We start from the raw sequence: 19,733 nt of genomic DNA, 5'->3' as shown, positions 1-19,733 counted from the left end.
AGAAATATGAAGAAAATCATTCTTTTCCTTCTTACCTTAGTAACATGTGCAGCAGTCTCTGGGGCTGCTGCAGATGATTTGAAGGATAACAGTCTGCAGATTGATGATTCCCGACTTGAAAAGAAAGAGGGATTGAAATTTGGTCTACAGTCTGAACAAACCAAGGAGCTTTTTAATGAAGCAACTCAAAAGAGGTTGCAGGACATGCAACAGCATCAAGAGGAACAGTTGATCACAGAAAGGGGCCAACTGTTTTCTGCTATACAGAGACCAGTGAAAAAATCTTCTGAAGAACAGTTGTTTCAGCCCAATGCTCAAAAAACAATTAAATTTCAAACAAATATAGGCCATGTAGAAAAAGGTGGTCTGAATGACTTTCTTCCAGAGATATTCTATGTGGTGTTGATTTTCTTGCTCTTTGGAGCAACGGCAGTAATGAGTTATCGTGTGATGGTAGAAGGGATGGACTAAGTTTTTAACTAGTCTGTCTAAATAACTTAGAAAAGGATAAACCAGACATAGGAGGCGTGTAAAAGGTGGAGCAACATATCAATATTACCCTACGTTTGAGAGAAAGAGATGTGGATATTCGCATTCCACGGCGAATTGAAGTGCGCCGGCTGGTGCGAGAAGTGGATACGATTTTTTATCCAGGTATCAAGCGAAAAAAATATCAATTAAGAATTGTCAATAAAGGTTTGTTGATTGATGAAGGGAAACATCTGTCTGATTATCCTATGACGACAGGAGATTTAGTAGAAATTGAGGAGATATAGGTGGCTGAAGAAAAATTTGAATTTGGTGGACAGTTGTTTGTCTATGAAAAAAATGAAACAAACTGGGAATTAACACTCAAACGTTCAGATGTTGCGAGTCAAGATTTACGGGAACTCTTACTATTAGATTTGCATCATCCATTCTTTTTGGAGCAATCGATGGTATCTGATGAGGATAGTGTCACCTTCTCCTATCAAGTCGAAGCTCATGGACTGACTTATGAGGAAATAAAGGAACGTACCATTTCGGAAAGAATCCGTTTGGCCCTAAACGTTTTTCGTCTAGAGGGCGCCTTGGAGTTACCTGTGACTTTCCTTTTGCACCCAGTAAATCTCTTTATTACCAAGGATGCTCAGGCTAAGATTGCTTATCGTGGAATTCCTGGTCTGATGGTTCCTCAATCCATATCCTCAGAAGATTTTTTACGCCAGGCTAAATGTTTTACAGTAACACTATTTAGCGATTTGGATTTCATGGATCTTTATAATGGTTCCTTGGAATTAGAGACCTTGCCCGACTTCTTAAATGACCTATGTCAGGCAGATGATATAGAGGCTGCAGTAGCTGTTTTGGAGAAGTACTACACGGAGAAGGCTGCGAAAGAACGGGCAGATTTGGTCTTGGTTCCAAGTAGACGCCATCGTGTCTTTAAACTGGCAACGATTTGGTTAACAGCCAGCGTTGTCTTGTTGATCGTTCCACTGATCTATCTGATTTTTGTGCAAAATCCTTTCAAAGAAAAGATGTTGCAGGCAGATACTGCCTTTATTAAAGTGGATTATAGTGGTGTTATTACAGAATTAGAGAGAATTGATCCAGCTAGCTTGCCGAATACGCAAAAGTATGAGTTGGCTTACTCTTATATTCAGGGGTTGGAATTTTCTTCTGAACAAAAGAAAGTCATCTTGAACAACGTAACACTCAAGTCAGATGAGCTTTATTTGACTTACTGGATCCAGGTTGGGCGCAATCGCTTTGAAGAGGCTCTTGATATTGCCAAACGGATTAACGACAGTGACTTGATTCTCTATGCTTTGACTCAGGAAATCAAGCAGGTTCGAGAAGATGGCAACTTGTCAGGGAAAGACCGTGAAAGTAAGTTGAATACTTTGGAAAGCGAGTATAAGAAATACTGGGATAGTCGAAGTGAGCTACTAACGAGTGAATCAAGCTCCAATGCTTCTACAACTCCTAACCCTCAAGACAAGGCTTCTGAAACCAAACCGTCATCTGAGAAGAAACCTGTTCCAAGTAGCTCCTCTAGCAATTAAAGTAGACCAAGGAGAGAAATTATGAAAAAACAAATCATTTTCTACAGCCAAGGTCTACGTTATGAAGTAGAACTGAGTGCAGATAAGACGGTCTTGGTCGGGGCGACTGAAAAGGCCCAAGTCTACCTTTCTCAACAGGAAAGACCGATTCAGCTCAAGGTCGATGGTGACGAGGTCTTTTATCAGTACGACGATGAAGTGGGACTCTTGAAAGATGGTCTGCGTTTGGGTGAGGTCGTCTTTTATCTCCGAGAAGGGGAGCCAAGGGTTTATGACCTTTTGGATTTATCAGAGTTTCAGATTGGCTCTCAAAAAGGTGCATTGATCACACTAGATGGAGATGTTGAACTCTTACTCCAAAAATCCCAAAATCAATGGAAGCTAACTCGACTAAAAGGCGCATTTTATCGAAACAATCATCTGGAACAAATGGACCAGCAATTGATTGGTTTTGGAGATGAGTTGAGTCTAGGGGCGGTGACGATCAAGTTCTATTCTGATGAAGTATGGGTTCAGGGTCCTGCCCAAGTTGGGCCACAACTGACTCTGAGAGAACCATCTCGATATGGTTTTTATGAAGATTATCCAGATTATCATCGTTCTCCACGGATCATCTATCGTGGTAGCGAGGATAAAATCTTGATCAATCCCCCAGGCCAGGAGCCGGTTAAGCCGAGCGATGAACTGTTAAAGCTGATCGTTCCTCCTTTAATGATGGTCGGGGTAACTGTCTTGATCACCTTGATTCAACCTCGAGGGATCTATATTCTTGCGACAGTAGGGATGTCCATAACCACAATGATTTTTTCTATCCGTGGTTTTATCAAAAATCGTAAAAAGTACAAGGCTGATAAGAAGGAACGGGTCGATCTCTATCGCCTTTACCTGAAAGATAAGGTCAAGGAATTGACTCGTCTGGAGCGAGAACAAAAAGAAGGGATGCACTATCATTTTCCAACGATTTTAGAATTGACGGACTTGGTTGAGAGTTACAATCACCGGATTTATGAAAAGACTCCCTTGCATTTTGACTTTTTATACTATCGTTTGGGACTCGGGAAAATGCCGACTAGCTATGACTTGAAATACGGTCAACAGGAGCGTAGCGGTAAGAAGGATGCTCTAGAAGAAGAGGGTTACGCTCTCTATAGTCGTCACAAAAAAATCCCAGATATGCCAATCCCGGCAAACCTCAGCCATGGACCGGTGGGTTATATTGGACCTAGAAATCTCGTCCTAGAGCAACTGCAGCTTTTGGTGATGCAGCTAGCAACTTTCCATTCTTATCATGATGTGCAGTTTATTACGATCTTACCTGAAGAGGAAAAAGAGCAATGGTCTTGGATGCGTTGGCTTCCTCATGCCAAACTGCAAGAACTCAATGTCCGCGGTTTTGTCTACAATCAACGAACACGGGACCAAGTTCTGAATAGTTTGAACCAGATCTTGAAACTACGTCGTAGTCAAAAGGAAGAAGCATCCCACAAGGAGAGCACCCTCTTCCATCCTCATTACGTGGTTTTAGTGACCGATGAGAAGCTGATTTTGGATCATATCATCATGGAGTTCTTTACCGAAGATCCAACGGAATTAGGCTGTTCTCTCATCTTTGTAGAGGATGTCATGAGTTCCTTGTCTGAGAACATCCAGACAGTGATCAATATCAAGGACCGCAATACGGGCCAACTGGTCATGGAAGAAGGAGTTTTGAAAGAGACGGACTTCCGTTTGGACCATTTCCCAGCAGATTATGATAAGGAGCGGATCGCCCGTACCTTGGCACCGCTCAATCACCTCCAAAACCTGAAGAGTTCGATCCCAGATTCTGTGACCTTTATGGAAATGTATGGGGCGGAAACCTTTGAGGATTTGCAGGTATCGAGCCGTTGGAAAAAGAACGCACCTTACAAGAGTTTGGCTGTGCCGATTGGTCTGCGTGGTCAGGATGACCTGGTTCAGCTCAATCTGCATGAAAAAGCCCATGGACCACATGGTTTGATCGCAGGGACGACTGGTTCAGGGAAGTCAGAAACCATCCAATCCTATATCTTATCCCTCGCTGTTAACTTCCACCCTCATGATGTGGCTTTCTTGCTGATTGACTACAAGGGTGGTGGGATGGCCAATCTCTTTAAAAACCTTCCCCATCTCTTGGGGACGATTACCAACTTGGATGGTGCCCAATCTATGCGGGCCTTGGCTTCGATCAATGCGGAGATCCATCGTCGTGAACGACTCTTTGGAGAGTTCGAAGTCAACCATATCAATCAATACCAGAAAAAATTTAAAAACGGAGAAGCGACAGAACCGCTCCCTCACCTCTTTCTCATCTCAGATGAGTTCGCAGAGCTCAAGGTCAACCAGCCCGACTTTATCAAGGAGTTGGTATCTATCGCGCGTGTCGGACGTTCCCTCGGTGTCCACTTGATCCTAGCAACTCAAAAGCCATCTGGTGTGGTGGATGACCAGATCTGGTCTAACTCACGCTTCAAGATCGCCCTTAAGGTGGCGGACCGTTCGGACTCCAATGAAATGCTTCATACACCGGACGCAGCCGAGATCACCCAGACAGGACGTGCCTATCTACAGGTCGGGAATAACGAAGTCTATGAACTCTTCCAGTCAGCTTGGTCAGGGGCGGATTACCAGCCGGACAAGGACGATATGGGGATCGAGGACCATACTATCTACCTGATCAATGAATTGGGCCAATATGAAATCTTGAATGAAGACCTATCAGGCTTAGAAGATGTGGATGAGATCAAGGAAGTTCCGACAGAGTTGGATGCGATAGTGCACCATATCCAGCTCTTGTGTGAAGAACAAGAGATTCCTCCAGTACCACAGCCATGGTTGCCACCGCTCAAAGAGCGAATCACGCTAGACGAGCTGGAAGAAGTGCAACCGACAGTAGCCTGGGGACAAGAGAAACCACTCTCTGTCCTCTTGGGGATGGCGGATATCCCGCAGGCCCAGAAGCAGGAAGCTGTCTCTATCAATCTCTCCAAGGATGGTCATATCCTTCTCTACGGAAGTCCGGGTACAGGAAAGACCACCTTCCTTCAGACAGCTGGGATGGACTTGGCTCGCAAATTCAGTCCCAAGGCTCTTACCATGTACTTGATGGACTTTGGTACCAATGGTTTGGCTCCATTGTCCAAGCTTCCACAGGTGGCGGATACCATGCTTTTGGACCAAACAGAGAAGATCTCTAAATTTGTACGAATCATGGAGAGAGAACTCAACCGTCGTAAGAAACTCCTTGCGGACTATGGTGTTGGAACCTTGGAACTCTACCGTCAGGCCAGTGGTCAGGAAGAGCCGGCTATCGTCATCCTCTTAGATAGCTATGAGGCCTTCAAGGAAGAAGCCTATGAGGCGGAACTCTTCAAGCTCTTGGTGCGTATCTCTCGTGAAGGTCTCAGTATCGGGGTTCACCTCTTGGTGACAGCCGGACGTCAGACCAACCTTCGTGCTCAACTCTACTCAAACTTCAAGCACCAGTTGAGCCTGCCACAGAATGAGGCAGGTGAAGTGCGGGCCATCGTGGGCTCTACGCCACTCGCTATGACTATGGAAGACATCAAGGGCCGTGCCCTTATGAAGCGGGAAGAGGTGGATGTCATCCAGCTGGCACTCCCAGTTTATGGAGCCAATGATACCCAAGTCCTCAACAACCTACGTCAGGAAGTGGCTTCCCTCCAAGAAGCCTGGACAGGACAACGCCCAAGTGCCATTCCAATGGTACCAGAGGAGTTGACAGAGAAAGACTTCTATAGCCGAGCAAGTGTGCAGACTGCCTTTGAACACGGACTCGTGCCATTAGGACTTGACTTGGAGACAGTTGAGCCTGTTACTTGGAATCTGGCTAAAGGAAATCTCCTTTATTTAACAGATAAGGAAGAACAGATGACGGCCTTGGTAAAACACATTGCCAAAGGGAAACAGAAGGTCATCGTCTTGGCACCACAATTTTCTAAACTCAATCTTGAGAGATTTGGGGAAGAAGTCATTTACGAGAATGAAATACAAAACATTGAAAATAGGCTAGAGCTTCTTGAATCGGAAATTCATAAGCGAAATCAAGAGGGCTTAAAAGAACATGTAGTTACTATCGTTCTTTATAATATCACCGAAATAATTGGAAATTTGACACCTGTGGCACAAAAGAGACTAGAGTTTATCTTTAAACAAGGTTTACTAGCAGGCTATGCTTCAATTGTTATTACGAGCCAAAGTATTTCTCGTAATATAGAGGCTCCGTTGCGTCTAGCAAAAGGATTCAAACAAGCTTTGATTAGCATGAGACTCAATGATCAAAACGTTGTACCTGTCACAAAGAAACCTCTAAGAGAGACTATGTTAGAAAATCAAGTTCATTATTTTGTTTGTGAGAGCACATACATTAAGATCAAGGCTTTGATTCGCTAAATTCTTAATAAAAAGAAAAATAACGAATCAATATTGAATATTATAATTGCGGAGTAAAGAAAGATGAAAAAAATAAAAATAATTTTATGGTTAATGATAGGAGGAGTTATACTTATGACAGCATCGTTATTGAATGGATGTAGTTTGGGTGGTGAGACCATTCCCAAAAACAGAACAAAAGAACAGTACGAATTTGAAAAAACCTTTGAACCTATGTTTAAATTTTTAGAACAAGACAAGAAAGATTTTACGGGATTAAAGGCATACACTAGTAGAATTTATATAAAAAATCAAGATGAAGTTAAAAAATACGAAGTGGATTTAGATATCACTCAAGCTGATATTAAAGGTGATTATACAATAACAATTGGGGAGAATAACGAAACTGTTCCGGTTACATATTCTAATGGGAAGTTAAATTATGGGTCGGAGGTAACTCCTTTATATGATGAAGAAATTCTTAATCTAGTGGTACAAAGAGATTTCTTTACTTCTCTAGATGTAAAGGAGACCTTTAAGAGTGCAGAAACAGAACTGCGTGAGATTGTATATCAGCCAGAAAATAGCTCTGACCTCTATAAACATCTAAAAAGCAAATATGATTTACCAGAGGAAACAACATGTATAGTATTAGTAAATTATTCCAGCTCAACTATATATAGAGTAACTATTCAACTAAAATCTAATCAAAAGATTGTGCAAATTAGTAGTGTTATTTTTGAAAAAGAATGAGGTGTTCATGAACGAAATTGAAAAGAGTAATCGCCGAGTTGAAATGTCAGCTGTTTTATCGGATGCAGTATATAATTATGAAAAAGCATATACGGGAGCAATAGTGGGCGATCCTGAAACAGTAACAAAAGATGTTTTGCGTGATGCTGGTATAGATAAGGATAGTTATGACATCGTAGACAAAATGTACGATCCAGATTCAGGTGTTGCGGCGATTGCCGTTTATGATAAGGTGACAAAAGAGACTTATATCTCATACGCTGGAACCAACATGGATGCTGATGGTCATAAGGATATAATTGTAGATGCAGCGATTGGATTAAATGATACTTTGTACCTGAAAGAAAAGAATAAACCAGCACTTGATTTCTATGATAGAGTAGAAGCGAGTGGCCGTTATATTAGCACAACTACTGGTCACTCTTATGGAGTGTTTCAGAGCGGGAGAGTGGCATTAGAAAGACAAGTTCCTTATAATATTGGCTATCAAGGAGCACCTCAGTCAGTAAATGGGAAGACTGCCCAAGAGATGGTCATGGATGGCGACTCTACTATACTAAAAGCGTTTAACTTGTTAGATGAATTAATGCACTCTGTGGCTGACGGTAATACGATGATAGGACCATATTGGAAGTATCTCTCTCGCTTAAAGGCTACCTCTCCTGAGGACGTTAAAGCTGCTAAAGAAGAGGCAAAGCGAATTGAAGAGTTGAAAAAAAATTATAAAGGTTCCTCTGTGACATTTTCTACAACTCGAGACTTTTTAACGAATCTTGTCTGGGCTCAAGATGGAAAGGAGATTTCTTTTGGAGGACAGGCACTGGATAATAGCGCATACGAAACATTATTGGATAATAATACTCCAGCATTGTTGAATATTTTAGGAATTACAAGAGAAGCCAAGTATCCTGAAAATGTTGTTGCGATTGATCTACCGATTCCTCATAATATGAAAGACTACAGAAAAAGTGTTGCAGCTATGGAATATACGAAGCAAGTAGTTCTGGAACAGTTATTTGCAGTTGATATAGATGGAGATGGTTCATTAGATTTTGCAGTGACTTCAGAGAATACAACAACTCGAGATTTGTTGAAAAAGTATGGTGACTCAAAAGAAATTCGCTTAGATACAACCTCTATGATAATTTTGATTACAAATCTGAAAGCCAGTTTAGGACATGCGGAAGATCTGCTAGAAGTAGTTAAGCGTACAAATCAGGCTAATGAGAATGTTATGAATAATTTATCGAGTCGTACAAACAATCTCAAGGAAGCTGTCTTCCAACATTTGCAATCGATTAGTTTGATTGAAGCTATAAAAAAGATAGATAAATCGTTCAGCGATTATGATGGTATGAAAGAGACTTTTGACACTCTCAAAGCGTATAATTCCTACGACTTCTCTAGAAACTTTGATTGGTTAGGCTTTAGTGGATTAAATGACTATTTTGATAGTGAAGGGAACAGTTTTGATCATGGAGCGATTACATCAAAATTAAATAGTATGAAATCTAATAGTGACTCAATTCTTCTCGATATTGAAGTACATAAAATGACTTCAAAAGGAAAATCTGAAGGAAATCTATTTGCTGAATCAAATACATCTACTTACTTGGGTCGGAGAGGTGCAGAACTGGTGAATTCATTTGAGGGAATGATTGAGAAAAGTACGAAAGGTTTAGATAAGCGTTCACATTTTGGAGATGGGATTCCACAAGCTGTTAATGAAATTTTAAAAGTACTGGAACAAAACATTCAGACGATCATTTCTTGCATTTCCTATACTATTTCTGTGGCAGAAATTATTAAAACGGCTTTAGAGGAAACCGATAGGGGACTGGCTAGAAATATTGATAGTCTAGATTTTAGCTCGGTGCCAAATGTCAATACAAGCGTTTCTCAGGATTATAATACCTACTTAGAAGAAAGTGGAATATTTGATGATCGTGATGTCATTAATGCTTTTGATGATCAGATAGATGTAAGAGCTGAGGATTTAGCAAATAAAATGTCAACAGCATTTAGTAATTACCTAGATAGTGCAAAAGGATATATTGAACAGACAAATAAAGTTATCAACACTTCAAAGGATAATCTACAAGAACTTATTAACGATTTCCCTACTGAAATTTATTACAAGAATAAATTTGATGATAAGGACGATAAAAAGTTCTATGGAATTGTGGAGACCCAGATTTCAGTATCTGGTACAATTCGAACAGCGGCTTCAGAGCTTGATACTTTGGATATAGACTTGACCACAGTTGCGACAACGATAAATCTAGTTGTATCTATGTTGGGTGGTTTCAAACCTGCGTTCAGGAATGGAATGGAAGATGCATTTTATGGGGCGGCCAATTTGAAAGGTGTAGTCCGTTCTCAAAAGGCAGTTGGGGCAGTAATAAAATCATTGCAGATTCGATTTACAAATTTCAAGAGCGATTTAGATAGTCTTGCTTCAGGTTCTGCTGTACAAGCACTGGGGTATAAACTTGGGGACATGATAAATCTCATTGGTAATGTTAGTCATGTAATTGATGACTGCTTTGGTGATGATTAAAAGTTAATTTCGATTATATCATCAAACAGGAATGTTATATTTTTCAAAATGTTCAACAAAATAAATGAAAAGTAATACCAACTTTTGCTTGGAATCATTAACCACCTGAATTATTTTCAGGTGGTTTTCTTTCATTATTCCATACAGTGTTCAGTTTTTCTTACAATATATCTCTTATGGTATAATGAGTTAGAGCCTCTTCCTTATCTCAGATGAATTCGCAGAGCTCAAGGTTAACCAGCCTGACTTCATCAAGGAGCTGGTATCCATCGCTCGGGTCGGACGTTCCCTCGGTGTCCATTTGATCCTAGCTACTCAAAAGCCATCAGGTGTGGTGGATGACCAGATCTGGTCCAACTCACGTTTCAAAATCGCCCTTAAGGTGGCGGACCGTTCGGACTCAAATGAAATGCTTCATACACCGGACGCGGCCGAGATCACCCAGACAGGACGTGCCTATCTACAGGTCGGAAATAACGAAGTCTATGAGCTCTTCCAGTCTGCCTGGTCAGGCGCGGATTACCAGCCGGACAAGGACGATATGGGGATCGAGGACCATACCATCTACCTAATCAATGAATTGGGCCAATATGAGATCTTGAATGAAGACCTATCAGGCTTAGAAGATGTGGATGAGATTAAGGAAGTTCCGACAGAGTTGGATGCGATAGTGCACCATATCCAGCTCTTGTGTGAAGAACAAGAGATTCCTCCAGTACCACAGCCATGGTTGCCACCGCTCAAAGAGCGAATCACGCTAGACGAGCTGGAAGAAGTGCAACCGACAGTAGCCTGGGGACAAGAGAAACCACTCTCTGTCCTCTTGGGGATGGCGGATATCCCGCAGGCCCAGAAGCAGGAAGCTGTCTCTATCAATCTCTCCAAGGATGGTCATATCCTTCTCTACGGAAGTCCGGGTACAGGAAAGACCACCTTCCTTCAGACAGCTGGGATGGACTTGGCTCGCAAATTCAGTCCCAAGGCTCTTACCATGTACTTGATGGACTTTGGTACCAATGGTTTGGCTCCATTGTCCAAGCTTCCACAGGTGGCGGATACCATGCTTTTGGACCAAACAGAGAAGATCTCTAAATTTGTACGAATCATGGAGAGAGAACTCAACCGTCGTAAGAAACTCCTTGCGGACTATGGTGTTGGAACCTTGGAACTCTACCGTCAGGCCAGTGGTCAGGAAGAGCCGGCTATCGTCATCCTCTTAGATAGCTATGAAGCCTTCAAGGAAGAAGCCTATGAGGCGGAACTCTTCAAGCTCTTGGTGCGCATCTCCCGTGAAGGTCTCAGCATAGGGGTTCACCTCTTGGTGACAGCCGGTCGTCAGACCAACCTTCGTGCTCAACTTTACTCGAACTTCAAGCACCAGTTGAGCCTGCCACAAAATGAGGCAGGTGAAGTGCGAGCCATCGTGGGCTCTACGCCACTCGCTATGACCATGGAAGATATCAAGGGACGAGCTCTCATGAAGCGTGAAGAGGTGGATGTCATCCAGCTGGCGCTCCCAGTTTATGGAGCCAATGACACCCAAGTCCTCCATAACCTACGTCAGGAAGTCGCTTCCCTCCAAGAAGCCTGGACCGGACAGCGCCCAAGTGCCATTCCGATGGTGCCAGAGGAGTTGACGATGGATGTATTTCTCAATCTGCCTACAACTCAAGAAGCGATTCAAAATCATGCATTACCGATTGCAATTAGTTGCGAGGAAGCTGAGATTATCCCAATTAATCTATCTACATTAAAAAATATTGTAGTTTTATCAGAAAGCAAGCAATCTCTTCAGTATTCAATTTGTCATCTAGTTAGTGTAATTAATCACTGTCTAGACAATGGTCATGTATTGTTAGTAGACTCTAACGAAGAGTATTCATTCTTAAAAGAAAAGGCAAATGCATATATTTCAGGAGAAGAAATCTTAGATCTATTTAGTAATCTTGATAAGGAGATAACAAACAGAAAAGAAACTCCAAAAGATGTTCAAACTTTCATCGTTATACCGGACCTGACTTCTTTTGTTGAAAAAGTTTCTATATCTGAAGATGAATTTTATCAATTGTATATTAATGCTTATAAATACGGTCTGCACTTTATTACTGCGGGTTCAAAATCAGTATTCTTTAAGGTAAATCCTGTGATTAAAGTCATTAAGGAAAATATTACAACAGCAGTTATTGCTATGCGTTTATATGATCAATCAATTGTGGAACACAATTCAAATAATAGAGAGAAAAAATTAGAGTGGGATCAAGCCTACATTTATGATAAAGGAAGAACTCAAAAAGTAAAATTAATCAAACAAGAAATCGAGGAATAAATTATGTCAGAAAAACTTTACCCATTAGGAACAGTAGTGTATTTAAAAGAAGGAACAGAAAAACTCATGGTTATCGGTCGTGGGGTCGTTTACCAGGATCAGGAAACAAACTCTGAGATGTTTGTAGATTATATGGGTTGTCTTTACCCAAGTGGTATCAATCCAAATAATACAATATTCTTTAATCAAGAAAATATTGATCGAGTTGTTTTCAAAGGTTTTGTGGATGAAGAGGAAGAACGTTTCATAGAAATTTATCAAAATTGGGAGAAGTCTCTTACGATCCCTAAAAAGAAAATAGATTAAACAAAACTCTGACGGAGGTGGTCGTAGATGAATTATAAGGAAAGAATTGCTGCTTTGAATACTTTTAAAACTGCCATAACAGAAGGAGATACAACAGATAGTGTATCAGGTGTTTCTACAGATATTTCTGGTTGGGAAGGTAATGCTGATTCGAAGTTTGATGATTATGTTCTAACAATTAAGGCCGACTGTGCAGATATTTCTGCCAAAAAGGCAAGTTTTCTTAGTGAGGTTGATGGGAGAATATCCCAAATTCAAGCGATGTTTGATCTTGATGTTGCTTTAAATAGTTGGAGATTGGGCATGGTGTACGATTCAAAAGATTCGGCAAACAATAAAGCTCTAGTATATGATTCTATTAGCCAAGCTGATTTGGATTCGAGTGTACGTGATTATCTATTGGGTATGGTTTATTAGGGGGTAACATGACTACTATCAAGATGGACAAAGAAACATTTGTATCATAGGTTGAGAAATTGATACAAAACGTTGATAATTATACAAAAAGTGTGACAACTTCTGCTTCCCAATTTAGTTTATTTCAAAGTGATTTGTTGGGGGACGGCTATACTAAATTATTTAATAAAGTAGATTCAGAATTAAAAAACCAAAAGCTCTTAGTGGCAGAATGCATTGTATTGTCTGAAAGTGCAAAAAGTTTTGCTGAAGAGATTTCGTCTGCTGAATCTTCTGTTTCATTTTGAGTGAAGGGGGATAGATTATGGCAGAAATAAAATATATCGCAGATCAACATAAACAGTTTCAAGATGAGTTACAAAAAATTGGGGATGGGTTTGATAACCTGATTACAGAATTAGGGAATGTTAAAACATCCGTTAGTTCAAATCTTAAGGGTGAAGCAGCTACTGCATTGGAAACTGCAATTAATGATTTAACTGCAAAATTAACAAAAGCAAAGACTAATTGGCATACGACCAATGAAAATGCGAAAAAAGTAGAAGAGATCATCAAAAAAGCAGATGAAGATGCTAAGAAGATAGTGGATGAGCAGAAATAAGGAGGATTTGCATGGCTGATGGAGTATTTACAATTCCAATGAGTGAGTATTACAGTAAATCAAGTGAGCTTAAGGGGAAAGTTTCAGATTTGATTACTGATGTTGAAAATAATTTTTTAAGTAAGGTTAGTGCGAATATTGATACACTGGATGAACAAGATATCAGTGTTGTAGAAGGCTTTGCCTCTTATACGAACGCTAAGAGCAAATTAGAAACTCTGAAAGAATATGAGACACAACTAACGAAGATGTCCTCGGAAGGAGATAGCAATCCTCTAAATGGAGTGGTGAGTCTAGATAAACAGTATAGCGCCAAGTTTTTGGATGTTTCAAAAGGAGCAGACTCTCAAACGGTTGCATCAGCTATTTCTGCAATTGACCGAAATATTAGTTCACAAGCAGAGGTGATAAAAGCGAGAGAGAGTTTTCTTGCTTTTATATCCAGTTTGACAGGAATAGGTGAAAAAGAAGCAATCGCTAAAATCCTTGGGATAGATGTCAAAGATCTTGGTAAGTGGGCGAAAGCTGCGGCAGATAGAATCAAGGGTGCTGATGATTTTTCGAAATTACTAGACACTTTATATACAGGAAGTGGTAAGGGAATATCATTTCAAACACTCTTATATAGTAAAGAAATAGGTCAAGCTCTTCAAAGCTCCCCGTTGGTAGAAAAAGTATTAACCTTTATGATGGACCTGCCCGATGCAATAAAAAGCACTAAATGGGTTAGTAAGTTAAGTAAGCTTGTAGGGCCTGTTACAAAGGGATTCAAACACATCAAAACAGCAGCTTCGTTTTTTATGGGAGAGTATGCAACAGGGCTTGGTAATATAGCAAAGGATTTTATAAAAAGTGACAAGTTTAAAATCGGGGGAGAAATTGTAGGTTGGGGTGTATTGACCGTGGAAGAGGGAGTCAATATCTATAAGAACTATAACAATTCCAAGACCGATTCGAAGACGACCGTAGGGAAAATCGGGAAGTCTGTGCTAGGTGGTACCATTGATACCATCTCTAACGTTGGTCCCCTAGATGGTATGTGGCTTGGAGCTAAGTTAGGGGTGAAAGCTGGACCGAAGGGGTTAATAATTGGAACTATAGGAGGCCTTGCTGTAGGAACGTTTAATCTTGTCACTTCTGCAGTCGCACCAGAATTTAAAAAGTCTGTTTATGATGGAATTAAAAATTTTGCTTATGGTGCTGTGGACGTGGTAGAATCAGGAGTGGAGTCTATCGGAAATGGAATCCACCAGGGCTTGGAGACCGTCAAAAGTGTGGGCAAGAATGTTTCTGATTTTTTCAATGGTGGTCTGAAGGCGGCCTCATCCTGGTTTGGATAATAGGAGAAAATAAATGGAAGAAAAGCAAAAAGATATTAATGAAGCACTAGAAACAACGCGAGGATGGAATATATTAGTAATGATTTTCGTAATGCCATTATTTCTTGGTTTATGTATACTTGCACCTCATCTTGCGATTAGTTCAGGAATATATATGAGTAAGAATAGTATAACTTTTTTGCAGCCGCTTACTGAATTAGAGTATCAACTAATCATCCCAGAAAAAGTTTTTGGTATTTCATTTTTTGTTTATTGGGCGATGTATATGATTATGTATATCATTTCAAAAAGAAATAGAATTTATGCTTATATACTCAATTTACTCGTCTTATTCACTCTTATTCATTTAAGCATTTTTGGACTATTTTTAGGCTTGCAATTCTTTGTTCCTTTTTTAATCATTCGGATTATTTATTGGCTAGCTTATTCCGTAGCAGTTGTCTATATTATTTATAGTCTCATAACAAAGTCATATACTAGAGTTTTTGATATTGACAAGGAGAAAATAAAGAAATATACAAATGTTATCTTGGCATTATGGTTTATAAATTTTATTGCTGGTATTCTTATTTCAGGGTTTAAAAATTTACTTGCTCATTTACTTTTGGCTATATTACCCATCGCTCCAATCTTTCTCATTATTATCTTAATATCATTGAGTAAATCAACATTCTCTTCACTATTTAATCTTAATGAAGTTAATAAAAACCAAGAGAAATACCGCGAAGAATACGGTTATACCATTGAAGAATGGTATGGAAAGAAGTCAAAAATGTACAAGGAACATGTGAAGAAGTCTAAAAAGAAATAAAGGTTTATAGACACTATTTCTAGTCTCTTGATATAGGAGCGGATCTGGTTATTCTGATTCTAGATGAAGCATCTGAAAATAATTCAGGTGCTTTTCTAAACTTTTTACTAATTGATTAGCTATTCTGGTATAATGGGTTAAGAACGGATTACTTACTAGCAAATACTCAAGGAGCTAAACATTTTGCTTATGGTGCTGTGGACGTGGTAGAATCGGGGGTGGAGTCTATCGGAAAAGGAATCCACCAGGGCTTGGAGACTGTCAAAAGTGTGGGCAAGAATGTTTCTGATTTTTTCAATGGTGGTCTGAAAGCGGCCTCATCCTTGTTTGGGTAATAGGAGAAAATAAATGGATAAGATACAAAAAGATATTAATGATGCACTTGAAACAGCACGAAGATTAAGCTTAGTAAAGGCGATTTTTGGACTATCTCTATATTCTCTTATGGTTATGATTGGTACGTCTTTACCGATAAGTGTATTTCGAATGGCTAGTGAAGCTGGGTATGACCCAGCTATTCCACTGACCTCAATGGTTACACAGCTAACATCAGTGGAAAAAGGGCTCATTCCCCCAGATAGTTTCTTTGGCTTTCTATTTTTTCTTTGTTGCGGTCATTTTACTTGTTTTTATATTATTTCTAAAAGAAATCGCATTAAAGCCTATTTAATGACTCAGATTTTTCAATTGTTTTTGCTCGTAATTACATATTATAGTTGGTTTGTAGCCATCTTGTATTTAATCCCTCTAGTAGCAGTTCGTATCGTTTACTGGATTGGGTTTGTCTTATCACTGATTTACCTTATCTATATCCTTGTTACAAAGCAACGCGCTAGAAAAGATTATTTCTCCTCAGAATATTATAAAAAATTTTTGAATGTTATTTTGTTCTTATGGTTGTTGATGTCTGGCATCAATCTCTTTACCCATGGTCTTAATAACCTTCTGGCACATTTGTTGCTTGCTTTATTACCAATTTCACCTATTTTCTTAGGCCTATTTTTGGTATCATTTTTCAAGTCCAATGTAGTAACGCTAGAGAACTTGAATGCAGTCAATAAAAACCAAGAGAAATACCGCGAGGAATATGGCTATACCATTGAAGAATGGTATGGGAAAAAGTCAAAAATGTACAAGGAACATGTTAAAAAATCTAAAAAGAGATAAAGGTTTATAGATTTTTTGTTAAAAGGAGAGAAAAAATGAAGAAGTTATTTGTCGTCATCTTGTTATTGGTTCTTGGAGCTTGCTCTAATGGAAAGGAAGCAGGGGGAACAGAGAAAAGTACACGCGAGACAGTTGTAAACAAAGAGAAAGAATTGAAATTTGTAGTAGCACCACAATATGAAGGCCAAACGTCAGATTTAATTGAACTTGGTAAAAAATTGACCAAAGAACATCCAGAAATTGGAAGTAAGGGAAATATGGCTATCTACTTTACAGGAGCCGTCTCAGATGGTAGAGCAGCACTAATGCTCGTCAATAAAACTGATGTAGATATCAAAAAAGATTTGGAGTTTTCACTGAGCTGGTCCTATGATGGCAAGGCCATTTTTGATAATCAAAAGATTAGCTATACTATCAAGGATAGTGGTGAGTTACCTTCTTACACAACTACATTAATTTTGTTACCACTTAATTCAGAACAATTGGAGCTTGTTGATTCGATGTCAGATCCATCTAAGATGACACTTTCAATGTCCGATGTGAAGAGCGTAGAATAAGATAGGAGTTGAATATGACAACAGAAACCATTTTATTTTTATTTGCTACCATCGTTATTCTTTTATCCTTGATCTTTTTATCTGGTACATATCTCTACCTTTATTTTCGGGATAAAAAGATGGTACGTCTTGCCAAATCGTCTATTAAGGGAACGGTTGTGGGCTATAGTAATTTTCAGGCTGGGAATCCTCCGATTGTTGAATATACGGTTAACGGAACTACTTATAGCAAGCCATTACGGTATTTTATGATTAGAACGGTTTCGCTTCCATGGGGCCCTATAAGTGCATCTGATAACTTTACAAGAGAGGACATGTTGGCAAATTCCCTAACCTTTTATCGTAATTCTTTTATATCGTTTAATAACTTAATGCGAACGCATTTCCCAGTCTATTCGAAGATGACGGTATGGTATGATCCTGAAAAACCAAACAGGGCTTATGTGGAACGATACTGTGGGATCAACAAACTTTATAAATTGTTGGGCATTGGTAGTGCTATATTGTTAATCATGGTCTACGCTGTTGTAGTGCTTGCTTATTTGTTAAAGAGGTGAGGTATAGATGTCAAAAGCTAGTCAACAAGCCGCAATTCAATCGCAGATTAGTTCAGCTCAATCAAAAAAAGAAGGTTATTTAGAAGAGGCAAAAAAAGTCAAGGAAATATATGACGAGTTACGGAAAATTAAAAGTGAATTTGTTAAGCAGAAAAAAGCTGTAGCTTCTAAAAAAGATGAATATGATGAATCTTGGACTGGAAATTTGCATGATACGAAATTTGTTACACCCGCAGGTAATCTGATTTCATATTTTGATTCTAGTATTAAGGCCATGGACGAAAATATTGATGAGTTACTCATAAAAATTAATGAGTATGAGAATAAAGCTTTGGAGATGGATGGACTTATTGGTCAGCTAGGAATATTGTTAAACAATATAAGTGGTTGGATTGAAAGTTTCTTCAACTAACTGCAAAATTTCATTAACCACCTGAATTTATTTCAGGTGGTTTTCTTTTGTTTTTCTCATCTTCTCACGGTATTGCCCATGTGGTATAATGAGACAAGGGTTGCTCCTCGTTTCAGACGAGTTCATGGAATTCAGGATAAGTTAGCAGGTGAGATGAGTATTTCTGTCAGTCTCCTATCTACCTGTTAACAACTGTCAAAAGTAAAAGGAGATTGTAGATTGGTTTTATTTGTATTAGGGATTTTGGTTTTGCTCATTCTAATCTTAAAAAGGAAACAGAAAACTGCTAAAAAATCTGAAGGAAACGCCAAGAAAAGAAATTGGCTATTAATAGGTTGCTTATCCATAGTGATCCCAATCGTAATCTTCACAGTGTTCAGTCCAATTTTTGCTCTAATGGATATGTGGGGGCTATTTGCCCATGCAAGTCGAACTGAGATTGAGCAAGCTGTGCATCGTTCTTATCAAAATTACGGTCTTACAGGACAGTTTGAGTTAGAAAAATACGAGAAAAACTATACAAGTGTGGGAGGATTTATAATCCATGGTAGCTACAGTGAAAATATAGCTGGAAAAACCTATCAGGTTAAAACTCGATTTAAATACTATACTCGCTTTTCGAAAAGTGAAACATATGGAAAGACAGATGCAGAGGTTGATTACAAAAATGGTAAAAAAATTTATGATGTTTTCCCAGAATTAGCCTATTTAGGGATTGAGGTTAGTCCAGGCACCAGTGAATTTTTAAAAACACTGGACAGTTCAATCAAAGATCCTAAACTGCCTGATTTGAAGTATCAAGGTATTGATTTTGAATTTAATAACCAATCTGATAATATCTATCTTTATAATGAAATATTAGAGGAAAATCAAAGCAAGGGTCAGGCTCTGCAAGGAATGTATCCAATGGATGCTCAATATCTTTTCCAAAAAGAGATTTTTATACCAACATTTGAATTTCAGTATTTCGTTCCAAAAGAAAAAAGAGATCTCTTGTATGATGACTATCTTAAAGAGCTTGAAGCGCTCATGAAGGAATTTTTTGCCAACCAACCCCTACCACGAGGTCTTTATGCTGTCAAAATTGCTAAATATAAAGAGGATAAACTTGTCAGTGATAGTGGTGTATACTATGTGAAGATTGAAAATCGTCAAGTTGTAAAGCTGTTGCAAAAATTAGAATAGGAGTTGCTAGGGATAGGTCTAGGTCAGTTATTCATGAAAGAGGCATTTTTGATTTACAAATTTCAACAAGATATTAGCTAGCCTTGTTTCTGCAGCTCTTTCAGTTTATTCTTCCACCTGAATGATGTTCAGGTGGGTTTCTTTTGTTTTTCTCGTCTTCTCACGATATCACGCATATGGTATAATGGAGAAAGACATTTTCTTTTTATTTCTAGAAATACGTATATTTTTTGAAAAAGCACAAATGCTTTCAACAGTAGAAAGTATTTGAGGGATGATCAAC

General features: G+C 39.1%; 16 protein-coding genes and 1 pseudogene. All 17 read left to right on the top strand.

Annotated features, from left to right (window positions below):
* Nucleotides 1-6 precede the first annotated feature (6 nt).
* The 17 genes and pseudogenes from essA to M1F65_RS08700 all read left to right on the top strand — a co-directional run bounded on the left by essA (nt 7) and on the right by M1F65_RS08700 (nt 19,450).
* Nucleotides 7-471, top strand: coding sequence for a type VII secretion protein EssA (gene essA / locus M1F65_RS08780; RefSeq protein ID WP_000720508.1), 465 nt, complete (start codon nt 7-9; stop codon nt 469-471).
* A gap of 65 nt (nt 472-536) precedes the next feature.
* Nucleotides 537-776, top strand: a complete 240-nt coding sequence (locus tag M1F65_RS08775) for an EsaB/YukD family protein (protein ID WP_049550081.1) — start codon at nt 537-539, stop codon at nt 774-776.
* Nucleotides 777-2,048 carry a type VII secretion protein EssB gene (gene essB / locus M1F65_RS08770; RefSeq protein WP_247925817.1) on the top strand — a complete coding sequence of 424 codons (1,272 nt, stop codon included), beginning with the start codon at nt 777-779 and terminating at the stop codon, nt 2,046-2,048.
* Between the two features lie 21 nt (nt 2,049-2,069).
* Nucleotides 2,070-6,479 carry a type VII secretion protein EssC gene (gene essC / locus M1F65_RS08765; protein ID WP_247925816.1) on the top strand — a complete coding sequence of 1,470 codons (4,410 nt, stop codon included), beginning with the start codon at nt 2,070-2,072 and terminating at the stop codon, nt 6,477-6,479.
* A gap of 63 nt (nt 6,480-6,542) precedes the next feature.
* A complete protein-coding gene (locus M1F65_RS08760; protein WP_049550104.1) occupies nt 6,543-7,211 on the top strand; it encodes a hypothetical protein in 669 nt (222 codons plus the stop codon).
* 7 nt (nt 7,212-7,218) lie between these two features.
* Complete coding sequence (locus M1F65_RS08755; RefSeq protein ID WP_049550103.1) at nt 7,219-9,771, top strand: SA1320 family protein; 2,553 nt, start codon at nt 7,219-7,221, stop codon at nt 9,769-9,771.
* Nucleotides 9,772-9,967: 196 nt separating this feature from the next.
* Nucleotides 9,968-12,097 (top strand): annotated as a pseudogene (gene essC, locus M1F65_RS08750) (type VII secretion protein EssC); the annotation flags it as partial.
* A gap of 3 nt (nt 12,098-12,100) precedes the next feature.
* Entirely contained in the window at nt 12,101-12,403 is a 303-nt protein-coding gene (locus M1F65_RS08745; protein WP_041170803.1) for a DUF4176 domain-containing protein, read from the top strand.
* A 27-nt stretch (nt 12,404-12,430) separates the two neighbouring features.
* The gene (locus M1F65_RS08740) at nt 12,431-12,820 is read left to right on the top strand and encodes a hypothetical protein (RefSeq protein WP_070657058.1); all 390 of its coding nucleotides are present in this window, start codon (nt 12,431-12,433) and stop codon (nt 12,818-12,820) included.
* Between the two features lie 304 nt (nt 12,821-13,124).
* A complete protein-coding gene (locus M1F65_RS08735) occupies nt 13,125-13,421 on the top strand; it encodes a peptidase (protein WP_247925815.1) in 297 nt (98 codons plus the stop codon).
* Nucleotides 13,422-13,432: 11 nt separating this feature from the next.
* Nucleotides 13,433-14,761 carry a hypothetical protein gene (locus M1F65_RS08730; protein WP_247925814.1) on the top strand — a complete coding sequence of 443 codons (1,329 nt, stop codon included), beginning with the start codon at nt 13,433-13,435 and terminating at the stop codon, nt 14,759-14,761.
* A gap of 13 nt (nt 14,762-14,774) precedes the next feature.
* The gene (locus M1F65_RS08725) at nt 14,775-15,572 is read left to right on the top strand and encodes a hypothetical protein (RefSeq protein WP_049478808.1); all 798 of its coding nucleotides are present in this window, start codon (nt 14,775-14,777) and stop codon (nt 15,570-15,572) included.
* A 348-nt stretch (nt 15,573-15,920) separates the two neighbouring features.
* Nucleotides 15,921-16,739 carry a hypothetical protein gene (locus M1F65_RS08720; RefSeq protein WP_247925813.1) on the top strand — a complete coding sequence of 273 codons (819 nt, stop codon included), beginning with the start codon at nt 15,921-15,923 and terminating at the stop codon, nt 16,737-16,739.
* Between the two features lie 35 nt (nt 16,740-16,774).
* Nucleotides 16,775-17,296: a hypothetical protein gene (locus M1F65_RS08715; protein ID WP_247925812.1), complete on the top strand. Its 522-nt coding sequence runs from the start codon at nt 16,775-16,777 to the stop codon at nt 17,294-17,296.
* 14 nt (nt 17,297-17,310) lie between these two features.
* Nucleotides 17,311-17,853 (top strand): hypothetical protein, encoded by a 543-nt coding sequence (locus M1F65_RS08710; RefSeq protein ID WP_084860307.1) that lies wholly within the window; start codon nt 17,311-17,313, stop codon nt 17,851-17,853.
* 7 nt (nt 17,854-17,860) lie between these two features.
* A complete protein-coding gene (locus M1F65_RS08705) occupies nt 17,861-18,265 on the top strand; it encodes a DUF5082 family protein (RefSeq protein ID WP_070656897.1) in 405 nt (134 codons plus the stop codon).
* Nucleotides 18,266-18,484: 219 nt separating this feature from the next.
* On the top strand, nt 18,485-19,450 hold the full coding sequence (locus M1F65_RS08700) for a hypothetical protein (RefSeq protein ID WP_247925811.1): 966 nt from the start codon (nt 18,485-18,487) through the stop codon (nt 19,448-19,450).
* The last annotated feature ends 283 nt before the right edge of the window (nt 19,451-19,733 follow it).

It is taken from the genome of Streptococcus oralis, from assembly GCF_023109195.1.
Classification (GTDB): Bacteria; Bacillota; Bacilli; order Lactobacillales; family Streptococcaceae; genus Streptococcus; species Streptococcus oralis_BV.
Note: the sequence above shows the minus strand (reverse complement) of the source record. Positions and strands in the feature narration are given on the sequence as shown.